Genomic DNA, 12772 nt, shown 5'->3' on the forward strand with positions numbered 1-12772 from the left:
ACCCCCACCCCTATGAGGCCTCTTATTTTAGTTCACATTCTAAATTGGCACATTGACTCATTATTTTCTAGCTTCAAGCCTCAACTTTCTATTTTGGGTAACCTCAACACAAACCGTATCAGTGCAACAAATACTTTGCCGTACTTGTCCAATTTGATTTGCCCTACACCATGTATTTCGCTGAACTCGTCCAGCGTAACGGGCTTCTTTTGTACCATATCTTCCAGAGAATCGTCGGAGAAGATGATATATGCCGGTGTTTGTTCCCGTTCGGCTATCTGCTTGCGGAGTTGCTGAAGCGAATCGAGCAATGTCTCTTCGACGGAAGCCGCCTGTATCGGTTTGATCGGGCGGTATTTGAATTTGCTGTCTTTCTTACGTAAGAATACCTTTTCTTCCGTTTCTTTGTAGACGGCCAGTGAGGCCTTTTGTTCGCCGAACAATATTTTTCTTCCCGACGGTGTTACCTTTAATATACCTGCATTTACGTAATCTATTTCGATATATCCCAACTGGAGCATCTGGTACAGATACTCTTTCCACTCCTTATACGTCAGATCTTTCCCTGCTCCGTAAGTCTTTAGTTTATCGTACCCCTTTTCGGTGATGTCTGCTTTCTCCGATCCGCGGAGAATATTGATCAGGGTATTCATGCCGACAAACTGACCTGTCCGGAAGATGGCGCTAAGCGCTTTCTGCACCAATATACTACCGTCGAAGCGTTGAGGGGGATTCTTACAAACATCGCAATTTCCGCAATCATGATCCGTCTCTTCACCGAAATAACTCAGCAGGATGCGGCGGCGGCAAATATCGGCTTCGCAATACCGTCTCATCCGGTTCAGTTTTTGTAAGTTGACATCCCTTTGGCCACTTTCCTCGGCAAAACGACGGAGTACGAGCAGATCACCAACCGAATAAAACAACAACGTGTCGCTTTTCATTCCATCCCGTCCGGCGCGCCCTATCTCTTGGTAATAGTTCTCTATGCTTCCGGGCATATTATAATGCACGACCCAGCGCACGTTGCTTTTGTCGATCCCCATACCGAAAGCAACCGTTGCACAGACCACGTTTACCCGGTCGTTGATGAAGTCGTCCTGTGCCTTTTCGCGCACCACGGGTGCAAGTCCGGCATGATAGGCTACGGCTTTGATTCCATAAGAAGATAACTCTTCTGCCATCTGTTCGGTACTGTTCCGGCTCATGCAATAAACGATACCGCTTTGGTTGCGGTGTGCATGGATAAAATGGACGATAGCGGCTGTTTTTTCCTTTTTATTCAATCCCCGGCGGATGGTCAGTGAGAGGTTGGGGCGGTCGAAAGAAGAGACGAATACTTCCGGATTGCGCAGATTCAGCTGGTTGACGATATCGGTTCGTGTCACCTTGTCGGCGGTTGCGGTCAGGGCGACGATCGGTATTTTGGGAAAGTGCTCTTTCAACACGGCCAGTTGTGTGTACTCCGGCCGGAAATCGTGTCCCCAATGGGAGATACAATGCGCTTCGTCGATGGCTATCAACGATATATCCATGCGGGGAAGCAACCAGTGGAGTTCACCGACCAGTCCTTCGGGGGAGATATAAAGCAGCTTGATTTTTCCCTGGATGCAGAGTTGTTTCACTTGTTGCCGTTCTTCGTCAGGCATCATACTATTGAGTGCGGTGGCCGGAATCCCGTTGGCCACCAATCCGCCTACTTGGTCTTTCATCAGGGCGATCAAAGGGGAGATTACAACCGCCGTGCCCGGTAGATAAATAGCCGGTAGTTGGAAGCAAATCGATTTCCCTCCACCGGTAGGCATCAGCACCAGCGAATCCTCTTTCCTCAAAATACGTTGTATGATCTCCGCCTGTAGCGGGCGAAAAGAAGTATACCCAAAAAACTTCTTTAATAGCAACAATAACTCTTTCATCATCCAAAAATCAATTTACAAAGATAGTATAATTTCTAATTTCCTTCGCAGGGAACGCGTGTTTCCTCCTGAAGGAAATATTATTATGTACAGGCAATGTAAGGCGGTATCGATATATTTGACTATCTTTGTCCCATTATTTATTTAACGAGCCGTGACGGCTCAGCATTTTATTAGATGACATTTGAACAATTACAACTGATCGAGCCAATACGTAAGGCTCTCAGAGAAGAAGGATACACAATTCCAACCCCTATACAAGCAGAAGCGATTCCCAATGTTTTAGATGGATACGATTTATTAGGTTGTGCACAGACCGGAACAGGTAAGACGGCAGCTTTTTCAATCCCTATTTTACAAAATCTGTATAATGAACGTCAGAATGGATTTGCACGTGGTATCAAAGCATTGATACTAACGCCTACCCGCGAGTTGGCGATCCAGATCGGGGAAAGTTTTTCTGCATATGGAAAATATACTAAGCTGAAACATACGGTTATATTCGGTGGAGTGGGACAGAAGCCCCAGACGGATGCGTTGCAACGGGGAGTGGACATATTGATCGCGACACCGGGGCGTTTGCTGGATTTGATTAACCAAGGCTTTATCAGCCTGAAGACGTTAGATTATTTTGTGTTGGACGAGGCCGACCGTATGTTGGATATGGGATTTATCCATGATATCAAGCGTATCCTTCCCTTATTGCCGAAGAAACGCCAGTCGTTGTTTTTCTCGGCTACCATGCCGCCCGAAATAGAACGTCTTGCCGGAACGATCCTGGTAGAACCTCAAAAGGTAGAGGTCACGCCGGCTTCATCGACGGTGGAGAAGATCGACCAGGCGGTTTATTTTGTAGAAAAGGCCGAGAAAGTAAGTTTGCTTACTCATTTGTTGAAAGATTCTGCTTTGGAATCGGTTCTGGTATTTACCCGTACAAAACATGGGGCCGACAAGGTGGCCCGTGTCCTGGCTAAAGCGAATATCGGAGCGGAAGCGATTCATGGGAACAAGAGCCAGACGGCCCGCCAGCGCGCATTGACCAACTTTAAGGATCATACCACCCGCGTACTGATCGCAACGGATATTGCCGCCCGTGGTATCGACGTGGATCATCTTTCGCACGTGATAAACTACGAATTGCCGAACGTACCGGAAACCTATGTACACCGTATCGGACGTACAGGCCGTGCAGGACGTAGCGGAGTCGCTTATTCTTTTTGTGATGCGGAGGAAGTTCCTTATTTGAAGGATATACAGAAGCTGATCGGTAAGCAAATACCTGTTGCCGGTGGAAACGAATTCGAAACGGCGGAAGTGAAAGCGGCCGTAGCCGACAAAAAAGAAGCCATCAAACAGGAGTCCAAGCGCCGGAATATGTTCGGTAGCAAACGCGACGGTAGCTATTGGCGGAATAAGAAACGCGCGGAAACCGGAAATCAGAAGGTGGCTAAAAAGAAACCGTAAGCTATATGCTTTGAAATCCGAGTGATTCATTATATTTGCAGGCGTTGATTGTTACAATTAACGCCTGTATTTTTAGATATGAAAAACATGAATATGAAAAATCTACTATGTGTAGCGACCGGAATAGGAGCCTTGTCCGGATTAAATGCCTTTGCCCAGACTACCCGGCAGCCCAACATCGTAATTATTGTAGCTGACGATCTAGGGTATGGCGATCTGAGTTGCTATGGGGCTACTTCCATTCAGACTCCGGGGATGGATCGCATTGCTAATGAGGGATTGCGTTTCACGCAAGGATATTGCACGGCGGCCACTTCTACCCCCAGCCGTTATTCTCTTCTGACAGGTTTATATCCCTGGACGAACCGGGATGCAAAAATCCTGCCTGGTAATGCCGCGTTGATTATTAACACCCAGCAGGTCACTTTGCCGAAGGTGATGAAACAGGCCGGCTACATAACCGGTTCGGTCGGTAAGTGGCATCTGGGACTGGGTGACGGGGCGGTAGACTGGAACGAAACGGTTTATCCCGGTGCGAAAGAGGTCGGTTACGATTATTCTTTTATTCAGGCGGCAACTAACGATCGGGTTCCCTGCATCTTTATTGAAAATGGGAAAGGAGTCGGACTGGAACCGAACGATCCGTTGTATGTAAGTTATAAACACAACTTCCCCGGAGAACCTACCGGAAAAGAGAATCCTGAACTGCTTCGTATGCATCCGAGCGTAGGACATGCGGGGGCGATTGTGAACGGTGTGCCTCGTATCGGTTTCCAGAAGGGCGGTAGAGCTGCGCAATGGAAGGATGAAGAGATGGCCGAGCTTTTCCTTGAAAAGGCGAAAGGATTCGTAAAGGATCATAAAGACAAACCTTTCTTCCTCTATTATGGGTTGCATCAGCCGCATGTGCCCCGTGTGCCGAATCAGAAGTTTGTCGGTAAGTCGGGTATGGGCCCTCGTGGCGATGTTATTCTGGAGGCAGACTGGTGTGTGACCGAGTTTCTGAAAGAATTGGATAAACAGGGCTTGACGGAAAATACATTGGTTATTGTTACCAGTGACAACGGCCCTGTTCTGGACGACGGTTATCAGGATCAGGCGGTTGAAATGGTGGGCGATCATAAGATGGCCGGTCCTTATCGTGGAGGAAAGACCAGCCTCTATGCCGGAGGTACTTGTATCCCGTTCCTGTTGCGTTGGCCGGCCGTCGTTAAGCCCGGTGTATCCGATGCATTGATTTGCCAGATGGATCTATTGGCTTCTTTGGCTGCTTTGACAGGGCAGACGTATTCGGATAAAACGGATAGCCAGAATACTTTGCCTGTCTTTTTAGGGCTAAGCAAAGAGGGACGTAAGGAGTTGGTGACGGAAGGTTATTTTAATTATGCACTTCATCAGGGAGATTGGGTGATGATTCCGCCTTATCCCGCCTATTATGATGATCCTGACGGGGTTGGTTTCTCGGGCCTTGGTAATTGTTATCAGTTATACAATATAAAGGAGGATGTCGGGCAGGATCATAACCTGGCTGAGAAGGAACCGAAGCGTTTGCGTCAGATGATGATGACCTTCGAGAAGCTGAAAAGAGAAACCGGAAAGATTACAAATTATTGATCGATAAATTTGATTGATTCTTTTTGTCTAAACATATTTGAGAAGTTGATAAATTGTTATAAATTTGCCCACTTAACAAAGAAATACTAATAAAGAACATGGAAAACACTCGTCGTTCCTTTCTAAAGAAAATGACCGTTGCCGGAGTTGGCGCGGCCGGACTAGCTATGGCAGGCAATGCCTCTGCTACAACAGTGACAGGTTCTCCCGAACCTCAGAAGAAAAAAACAGCCGGAAAAGATGATGGCAAACTACGTTTCGGTTTTATCGGAACCGGTTCGCGTTGTCATGAACACATCAACAATGTGTTGGCTATTCCCGGTAATAAGATCGTTGCCATTTGCGACATCCAGCAGGGGCCTATCGATCGTACGCTGAAACACATCGCTAAGTTTAACGTCGACGCTCCGAAAGTGTATAAAGGTGGCGAACGCGAATTCGAAAAGATGTTGAATAACGAAGAATTCGATTGCGTTATCATCGCCAGCCCGTGGGAATGGCACGTACCGATGTCGGTTGCGGCTATGAAAGCCGGTGTTCCTTACGTAGGCGTGGAAGTTTCTGCCGCCAATACGTTGGAAGAATGCTGGGATCTGGTGAATGTATCGGAAGCTACAGGAAGCCATCTGAACATCATGGAAAATGTGTGCTATCGTCGTGATTGTATGGCGGCATTGAACATGGTTCGTGAAGGCCTGTTCGGTGAATTGTTGCATGGCGGTTGCGGTTACGAACATGACTTGCGTGACGTGAAGTTCAATGACGGTAAAAACTACACTTACCAGAAGGGGGGCGAACTGCGTATGGGGCCGACTGCTTTTGCAGAAGCTCAGTGGCGTACACAGCACTCTGTAACTCGTAATGGGGATGTTTACCCGACTCATGGTATCGGACCGGTTGCAAACTGTATGGATATCAACCGTGGTAACCGTTTCCTTTCTCTTTCCGCTATGGCAACTCAGTCTCGTGGATTGCATAAGTTTATCGTAGACAATGGTGGTGAAAACCATCCGTTGGCTAAAGTTCGCTTTAATCTGGGTGATATTGTAACTTCTATGATTAAATGTGCAAACGGACAGACAATCATCGTAACCCATGATACAAACTCTCCTCGTCCTTACTCTTTGGGATTTCGTATTCAAGGAACAGAAGGCTTGTGGATGAACGATGGCGATCATGTTTATGTTGAGAACCAGTCTAAACCTCACCGTTGGGATGACTCTGAAGAATGGTTTAAGAAATACGACCACAAGTTGTGGGCTCAATTGGATGCTCAGGCAAAAGAAGCCGGCCACGGTGGTATGGACTTTATCATGATGTACGACCTGATCGACCGCATCAAGAACAAACGTCCGGCTCCAATGGATTGCTATGATGCCGCCGCATGGAGTGCTATCTCCGGTTTGTCTGAAATGTCTATCGCCCGTGGCGGTGCATTGGTTGACTTCCCCGACTTCACTCGCGGACAATGGATTCATCGTAAACCGGAGTTCGGTCTATAATTAATAAGTAAGCAATAAAAAAGAAAAGGCGGCTATCGGATTCCCGGTAGTCGCTTTTCCTTTTTTCTATAATGGTAAATTTGATTGAGGGAGATGTCATGCAATAGAAAGATATGAACCAATATAACACCTGTTTTATATGGTTTTATATTACAACCCTTCTATCTCCTTCAGCCAAAGCGTCGCCATCGCATCGCTCGGCATACGCCAGTCGCCTCGTGGGGAGAGGCTGACGGAACCGACTTTCGGCCCGTCGGGCAGGCAACTACGTTTGAATTGTTGCTGGAAGAAACGGCGGAAGAAGGTGTGAAGCCACTTCTTTATTACTTCCTTGTCATAACAATCTCCAAAGGCTTTCTGTGCCAGATAATATATTTTAGATGGAGAGCTACCGTAACGGAGATAATGGTATAGGAAGAAATCGTGTAGTTCATAGGGGCCCACGAGGTCTTCCGTCTTTTGTTTGATATTTCCGTTTTCATCTGCCGGGATCAGTTCCGGGCTGATGGGGGTATCCACGATATCCAGCAGGGTGGCACGTGAGGCTTCGTCTACCCGGTTATTGGCAACCCATTCTACCAGGTATTTAACGAGGGTTTTAGGGATACTTCCGTTTACGCCGTACATCGACATGTGGTCGCCGTTGTAAGTGGCCCAACCCAGGGCCAGTTCCGAAAGATCGCCGGTACCGATTACCAGGCCGTTCGCCTGGTTGGCTACGTCCATCAGGATTTGGGTACGTTCGCGTGCCTGGCTGTTCTCGTAAGTTACGTCGTGGACGGATGGGGCGTGATCGATATCTTTAAAATGCTGGAGGCAGGCTTCCTTTATAGAGATCTCTTTCAGGGTGACACCCAGCGCGCGGATCAGGTCGCAGGCGTTGGTATAAGTGCGGTCGGTAGTTCCGAAGCCCGGCATGGTGATACCGAGTATCTGGTTGCGGGGGAGGCTGAGTGCATCGAAGGTCATGACGGTAACGAGCAGGGCCAGGGTAGAGTCGAGACCGCCGGAGATACCGACTATTGCCGTTTTAGAATGGGTATGAACCAATCGTTTTGCAAGTCCGGCTACCTGTATCTGGAATATTTCTTCGCAACGCTCTTTCAGGGCATCACCGGATGGAACGAACGGATGAGGGTCGATCGGACGGGTCAATGCCTGCCCTTCGCAACCTTCGGACAGGGAGAAGGGGATCCGGGTGGTTGCATTGGTCGGAAGTACGGATGTTCCGTGCATGAAACTTGTATTTACCTGACGGTCGTTCTGCAGGTTCTCGATGTCTATTTCGCTGATGGTGAGTTGCTCCTGCATGGTGAAACGGGGAGACTCTTCCAGCAAGTTGCCGTTCTCGGCAATGATACCGTTACCGGCAAAAATCAGGTCGGTGCTCGACTCGCCGAACCCGGCGGAGGCATATACATATCCGGCCATACAACGGGCGGATTGCTGGCAGATGAGCGAACGCAGGTAATGATGTTTTCCGATCAGTTCGTTGCTGGCGGATATATTGACAAGGATATTCGCTCCTTCCATTGCCAGCAGGGAGCTGGGGGGGACGGGAACCCACAGGTCTTCGCATATCTCGATGCCGACGGCAACCTGTCCGGAGGTGAACAACAAGTGGCTATTCAAAGGATAATTGTTATTCCCGATCCGGATCGTGTCATCCTGTAACTCCGTGGCGGAAGTGAACCAGCGTTTCTCCTGAAATTCTTTGTAGTTGGGGATATATGTTTTCGGAACGACTCCGAGTATCTTCCCGCTCTGAAAAGTGATAGCGGCGTTGATCAGCCTGTTTTCCGTAACCAACGGGGCACCGACGATGGTAAGCAGGTTCAGATCGGCGGTGTTGCCGACCAGCGTCAACAAGGCTTGTTCCGCATTCTTCAGCAACGTTTGTTGAGAGAACAAATCCAGGCAGGTATAAGCCGTAACCGACATTTCGGGGAAGGCGATGATTTGTACACCTTTGTCCGAGGCCTTGCGCATCAGGCCTTCTATCTGCTGAATATTATAAAAACAGTCTGCCACCTGTACGTGGGGGACGGCTGCTGCTACTTTTACGAATCCGTAGTTCATATGAGTTTATATTTATTGGATAGATTGTTTGAGTTTATCGGGGTCTTGTCGGCAATCCCATAGTAAAACAATTTGTATTAAATGATCGTTTTCTATGGTGTAGACGAGTTTGTAATATCCTTCAATTAAAGAGCGATATTGCTTTGTCCTGTTCGCCAAAAGAGGTTCGGGAAATCCGATGAACGGATTATTCTTAATACGTATATTATCTTTATCCAATTTGCTGGCAAACTGATATGCCGTTTTCTTTCCGAATTGTTTCAGACAATAGGTGATGGCTAAATCTGCTTGTTTTTGTGCACGTGGTGCCCAAATTACTTCAACTTCCTTTTCCATTCTTCAAAGAATTGATGCATTTCGGGTTCCTTGATACCTTTGCCTTCACTTAGTTCTTGTTCTGCCAGGTCAATCTCTTTGTTGGCTTCCTCGATACTAAACGCAATAGGGGACAAAACGGTTGCTTTTTTATTCAGTATTCGCTTTGTGCACTTTTCCAGTTTCTCCATCATTTCCAGACTATCTATCTCGTCCAGATAGTTGCGAATGAAGTTTTGTTTCCATTGTTGTAATTCCATTGCCGTCATAACGTAAACTCCTTTCTTATATAATGATGGGTCAAAGGTATGTATTTCTCGGGGAATATGAAAGAAGGGAAGCTATACTTCACAGCATGCTTCCCTTGTAAACACAAAACAATCAACAAAAAACTACTGTCTGAAATGAAGAGCCGGGACTCAATGGGGAGGTCCCGGCTCAAATAAAGAATGTGTGGTTTTAACGGATAAACAATAATTCGCGGTACTTCGGCAATGTCCACATCTGGTCGTCTACCACCAGTTCCAGTTTGTCGATGTGGTAGCGGATCTCTTCCAACATCGGGACAATGGTATCATGGTAGGCGATTGCCTTCTCGCGTTCGCTTTCGATCTTGTTGGCGACTTTGCGGGCCTCGATCATTTCGTCGACTTTCTCTTTGATGAAGTTGGTGCGACAGGCGATGTCTTCGATGATCTCCAGGTTACGGGAGGAGAGGACGGAAGCTTTGTCGGCCGGGAACAGGTCTTTCATCTTGTAGACGTTGTCGATCAGGGAAGTCTGGTAGCGGGTAGCCATCGGGATGATATGGTTCATCGCCAGGTCGCCCAGTACGCGGGCTTCGATCTGGATCTTCTTGGTGTAGGTCTCCCATTTCACCTCGTTGCGGGCTTCCAGCTCCTTGCGGCTCATGACGCCGGTCGATTCGAACATTTGGATACTGCTTTCCTTCAGATAGTTGTCGAAGATCAGCGGTACGCTTGTTTCGCAATCGAGGCCACGGCGCAGAGCTTCGGCTTTCCACTCGTCGCTATAGCCATTGCCGTCGAAGTGGATGGCTTTGCAGGTCTTGATGTCCTTACGGAGCACTTCCAGGATGGCGGCGAACGTTTCTTTACCGCCGGCGATCTTCGCATCTACTTCAGCTTTGAATAGCTTCAACTGCTCGGCTACGGCGGCATTTAAGGCCAGCATAGCGGAAGCACAATTGGCCTCGGAACCAACGGCACGGAACTCGAAACGGTTGCCGGTGAAGGCAAAAGGAGAGGTGCGGTTGCGATCGGTGTTATCGATCAGCAGCTCGGGGATACGGGCGATGTCGAGCTTCATACCCTGTTTGCCGGCCAGCATAAGGTCTTCGGGTTCGCTCTTTTCGAGGTGGTCGAGTACCTGTGAAAGCTGGGTGCCGAGGAAGCTGGATATGATAGCGGGAGGTGCCTCGTTGGCTCCCAGACGGTGAGCGTTGGTAGCCGAAGAGATACTCGCTTTCAGCAATCCGTTATGACGGTAAACGGCCATCAGCACATTGACTACGAAGGTGATAAAGCGCAGGTTGTCTTCCGGTGTCTTGCCCGGGCCCATCAGGCCGATACCGGTGTCGGTGCCCAGCGACCAGTTGTTGTGCTTTCCCGATCCGTTGACGCCTTTGAATGGTTTTTCGTGCAACAGGATGCGGAAGCCATGCTTGCGGGAGAGTTTGCGCATCAACGCCATCACCAGCAGGTTATGGTCGTTGGCCAGGTTGCATTCTTCGAAGATAGGAGCCAGCTCAAACTGGTTTGGAGCAACTTCGTTGTGGCGGGTTTTCAATGGAATACCCAGTTTGAGGGCTTCTATCTCTAATTCTTTCATGAATTCCATGACGCGGGTGGGGATGGCCCCGAAGTAATGGTCCTCCAGCTGTTGGTTCTTGCTGCTCTCGTGTCCCATCAGGGTACGCCCGCTAAGCAGCAGGTCGGGACGGGCGGCATAGAGGCCTTCGTCCACCAGGAAGTATTCCTGTTCCCAGCCCAAGTAAGAATAGACTTTCTTCACGTCCGGATTGAAGTAATGGCATACATCGACCGCCGCTTTGTTGACGGCTTCCAACGCCTTCAGCAACGGAGCCTTATAGTCGAGCGACTCACCAGTATAAGCGATGAAGATCGTCGGGATGCAGAGGGTGTCGCCAACGATGAAAGCAGGCGACGAAGGGTCCCAGGCAGAGTAACCGCGCGCCTCGAAAGTATTGCGGATACCGCCGTTCGGGAAGCTGGATGCATCCGGTTCCTGCTGGATCAATAGTTTTCCTGAAAACTCTTCCACCATTCCGCCTTTGCCGTCGTGTTCCACAAAGGCGTCGTGCTTTTCGGCCGTACCTTCTGTCAACGGATGGAACCAGTGGGTGTAGTGGGTTGCACCCATTTCGATAGCCCATTTCTTCATGCCGGCGGCTACTGCATCGGCGGTTTCGCGGTCGAGCAGGGCACCGTTGTCGATACAATCGACTAGTTTTGTATAGGCTTTCTCAGGAAGATATCTGAACATCTTCTCGCGGTTGAACACGTTCTTTGCGAAATATTCCGACGGACGTTCGGCCGGCTCGGCTACTTCTGCGGCTCTTTTCTTGAAGGCCGACTCTACTACTCTGAATCTTAACTTTGACATAATACCTGATTTTATAGTAAGTGTTTGTTTTTATTTATATCTGAGGGTAACTTTCCCCTCTCGAGAGGGGAAACAGTTACTTTTTGTTTATCATAACAAGATGATATTGTTCTGCTTACATATGTCAGCCTGGTCGGTCGGCCAGATCGAAGCCTGTACCTCTCCGATATGCGCTTTGCGGAGGAAGAACATGCAGAGACGGCTCTGTCCGATACCGCCGCCGATCGACTGGGGTAGTTGGCCTTCCAGCAACATTTTGTGAAACTCCAGTCCGGCACGTTCGGGACATCCGCGTTCCTTCAACTGGCGTTGCAGGGCTTCTTTGTCGACACGGATACCCATCGACGAAAGTTCGAAGGCACAACCCAGTACGTCGTTCCAGAGGATGATATCACCGTTCAGACCGTTGAAGCCGTCGGAGTTGACCGTGCTCCAGTCGTCATAATCCGGTGCGCGTCCGTCATGTTTCTCGCCATTGAGCAGTTCGCCGCCGATACCGATTACGAAAATGGCCCCGAATTTCTCGGCGGCTTTGTTCTCGCGTTCACGGGGAGGAGTGCCCGGGTACATCTTTTGTAATTCCTCCGAATGGATGAATGTAATGCTGTCCGGCAGGGAAGGCGTGATGTGGGGATATTGGTTGTAAACCATCTCCTCGATTTCTTTCAGTATCACATAGATCGAACGTACGGTGCGTTTCAGGTAATCCAGGTTACGGTCTTCCGGGCGGATAGTCTTTTCCCAGTCCCATTGATCGACGTAGAGGGAGTGAAGATTGTCGAGGTCTTCGTCGCCGCGGATGGCATTCATATCTGTATAAAGGCCATATCCGGCGGGGATACGGTAAGCGGCCAGCTTCATCCGTTTCCATTTGGCGAGCGAGTGAACCACTTCGGCCCGGCGGTCGCCCATACAATGGATAGGGAAGGTGACGGGGCGTTCTACCCCGTTCAGGTCGTCGTTAATTCCGGTGCCCGAAAGGACGAAGAGCGGGGCCGTTACCCGACGCAGGTTCAATGACTTCGATAGTTTCTCCTGGAAACTGGACTTTAGTAGCTGGATCGCTTGCTCGGTTGTCTCCGGCGTAAGCGTCTGTTTGTAATCTTTAGGAATAATCAGTGACATAGTGTATATAGTTTAAAATGTTGATTGTCTTTGTTTATACGGGAGGAGAGCGGTATCCTCCCTTCCCTGATGTTATATTACCGCATCCCGATGCAGTTGTATGCCGTATCC

9 protein-coding genes are annotated in these 12772 nt (G+C 48.9%); 3 read left to right on the plus strand and 6 right to left on the minus strand.

What is annotated here, in order from left to right:
- Positions 1 to 80: 80 nt before the first annotated feature.
- Positions 81 to 1916, minus strand: a complete 1836-nt coding sequence (gene recQ / locus QZ076_RS14145; RefSeq protein WP_293714091.1) for a DNA helicase RecQ — start codon at positions 1914 to 1916, stop codon at positions 81 to 83.
- 177 nt (positions 1917 to 2093) lie between these two features.
- Here recQ and QZ076_RS14150 point away from each other — a divergent pair, with 177 nt between their 5' ends.
- From QZ076_RS14150 to QZ076_RS14160, 3 genes are all read left to right on the plus strand, one after another.
- Positions 2094 to 3380 (plus strand): DEAD/DEAH box helicase, encoded by a 1287-nt coding sequence (locus tag QZ076_RS14150; RefSeq protein ID WP_293714032.1) that lies wholly within the window; start codon positions 2094 to 2096, stop codon positions 3378 to 3380.
- Positions 3381 to 3473: 93 nt separating this feature from the next.
- Positions 3474 to 4994: a sulfatase-like hydrolase/transferase gene (locus QZ076_RS14155; RefSeq protein ID WP_293714034.1), complete on the plus strand. Its 1521-nt coding sequence runs from the start codon at positions 3474 to 3476 to the stop codon at positions 4992 to 4994.
- A gap of 98 nt (positions 4995 to 5092) precedes the next feature.
- On the plus strand, positions 5093 to 6496 hold the full coding sequence (locus QZ076_RS14160; protein WP_293714036.1) for a Gfo/Idh/MocA family oxidoreductase: 1404 nt from the start codon (positions 5093 to 5095) through the stop codon (positions 6494 to 6496).
- Positions 6497 to 6646: 150 nt separating this feature from the next.
- Here QZ076_RS14160 and QZ076_RS14165 read toward each other — a convergent pair whose 3' ends face one another.
- The 5 genes from QZ076_RS14165 to asnA all read right to left on the minus strand — a co-directional run bounded on the left by QZ076_RS14165 (position 6647) and on the right by asnA (position 12661).
- Positions 6647 to 8575, minus strand: a complete 1929-nt coding sequence (locus QZ076_RS14165) for an NAD(+) synthase (RefSeq protein ID WP_293714038.1) — start codon at positions 8573 to 8575, stop codon at positions 6647 to 6649.
- A 12-nt stretch (positions 8576 to 8587) separates the two neighbouring features.
- A complete protein-coding gene (locus tag QZ076_RS14170; protein ID WP_293714040.1) occupies positions 8588 to 8911 on the minus strand; it encodes a type II toxin-antitoxin system RelE/ParE family toxin in 324 nt (107 codons plus the stop codon).
- Positions 8890 to 9159, minus strand: coding sequence for a hypothetical protein (locus QZ076_RS14175; RefSeq protein ID WP_293714042.1), 270 nt, complete (start codon positions 9157 to 9159; stop codon positions 8890 to 8892). The genes QZ076_RS14170 and QZ076_RS14175 overlap by 22 nt, the downstream gene beginning before the upstream one ends.
- A gap of 190 nt (positions 9160 to 9349) precedes the next feature.
- Positions 9350 to 11536 (minus strand): glutamine synthetase III, encoded by a 2187-nt coding sequence (locus tag QZ076_RS14180; protein WP_293714044.1) that lies wholly within the window; start codon positions 11534 to 11536, stop codon positions 9350 to 9352.
- 90 nt (positions 11537 to 11626) lie between these two features.
- Positions 11627 to 12661 (minus strand): aspartate--ammonia ligase, encoded by a 1035-nt coding sequence (asnA, locus tag QZ076_RS14185; protein WP_293714046.1) that lies wholly within the window; start codon positions 12659 to 12661, stop codon positions 11627 to 11629.
- Positions 12662 to 12772: the final 111 nt, after the last annotated feature.

The sequence above is a fragment of the uncultured Parabacteroides sp. genome, assembly GCF_905196875.1.
In the GTDB taxonomy this organism is placed as follows: domain Bacteria; phylum Bacteroidota; class Bacteroidia; order Bacteroidales; family Tannerellaceae; genus Parabacteroides.

Coding starts and splice junctions, on each gene's coding strand:
- recQ (WP_293714091.1), bottom strand. CDS start 1,916: ATGAAAGAGTTATTGTTGCTATTAAAGAAGTTTTTTGGGTATACTTCT.
- QZ076_RS14150 (WP_293714032.1), top strand. CDS start 2,094: ATGACATTTGAACAATTACAACTGATCGAGCCAATACGTAAGGCTCTC.
- QZ076_RS14155 (WP_293714034.1), top strand. CDS start 3,474: ATGAAAAATCTACTATGTGTAGCGACCGGAATAGGAGCCTTGTCCGGA.
- QZ076_RS14160 (WP_293714036.1), top strand. CDS start 5,093: ATGGAAAACACTCGTCGTTCCTTTCTAAAGAAAATGACCGTTGCCGGA.
- QZ076_RS14165 (WP_293714038.1), bottom strand. CDS start 8,575: ATGAACTACGGATTCGTAAAAGTAGCAGCAGCCGTCCCCCACGTACAG.
- QZ076_RS14170 (WP_293714040.1), bottom strand. CDS start 8,911: ATGGAAAAGGAAGTTGAAGTAATTTGGGCACCACGTGCACAAAAACAA.
- QZ076_RS14175 (WP_293714042.1), bottom strand. CDS start 9,159: ATGACGGCAATGGAATTACAACAATGGAAACAAAACTTCATTCGCAAC.
- QZ076_RS14180 (WP_293714044.1), bottom strand. CDS start 11,536: ATGTCAAAGTTAAGATTCAGAGTAGTAGAGTCGGCCTTCAAGAAAAGA.
- asnA (WP_293714046.1), bottom strand. CDS start 12,661: ATGTCACTGATTATTCCTAAAGATTACAAACAGACGCTTACGCCGGAG.